Origin of the sequence: Candidatus Halobonum tyrrellensis G22 (assembly GCF_000495475.1) — an archaeon.
GTDB lineage: Archaea > Halobacteriota > Halobacteria > Halobacteriales > Haloferacaceae > Halobonum > Halobonum tyrrellense.
Genome location: NZ_ASGZ01000038.1, coordinates 1 through 737, shown reverse-complemented (window position 1 = coordinate 737; position 737 = coordinate 1). Strand labels below are relative to the sequence as shown.

Annotated in this window: 1 protein-coding gene; it reads left to right on the top strand. The window is 79.1% G+C overall.

The window, feature by feature from the left end:
- Positions 1–737 (top strand): outer membrane protein assembly factor BamB family protein (locus K933_RS11695; protein ID WP_023394940.1); only part of this gene is annotated, 737 nt, incomplete at both ends.

Here is a 737-nt window from a genome sequence, read left to right as displayed (position 1 = left end):
GGTCGTCGCGGGCGGGGTCGCGCTCGTCCCCGCGGAGACCGGCCTGTTCGCGTTCGACGCCGGGAGCGGCGAGCCGCTCTGGCGCCACGGCGGCGAGCGCGACCGCCCGTACGGCGTCGCAGTCGCCGACGGCGTCGCGTACGTCACGATGCGCGACGAGCCGACGACGCTCGCGCTCGCGCTCGACGACGGGAGCGAGGTGTGGCGCGCGGCCGCCGACGCCGACTTCGCGAGCGCGCCGCTCGTCGCACCGAGCGAAGACCGGGTGTACGCCGGCGACACGACCGGCCGCGTGGTCGCCCGCGACGCGACGGACGGCGAACCGCTGTGGACGTTCGACGCGTTCACCGGCGTGTACGCGCTCGCGGCCCGGCGGGACGCGCTGTTCGTCGGCACCACCGGCGGCGAGACGTACGAACTGCTCGCCGCGCGCGACCGGGTCGTCCCGCTCTGGCGGCGGAAGCTCCCGGGGACGGTCAGGGCGCTGACGGCGGACGCGCGCTCGGTGTTCGCGGCCACGTTCGACGCCGGCTGGTTCCGGCTCCGCCCCGGCGCGCGCGCCGGGCGGACCGAGTGGCACGCCGCGGGCGCGCCGACCGTCACCGAGTCGCTGGTCCACGCGGGGTCGACGCTCGTCGGCGCCGGCCCGGACGGCGTCGCCGCCCACCGGCCCCGCGGGGGCGGTCGGCTGTGGTCGATCGACAACGGCGCCGGGGCGCCCGCGTCGGCGCCGGCGG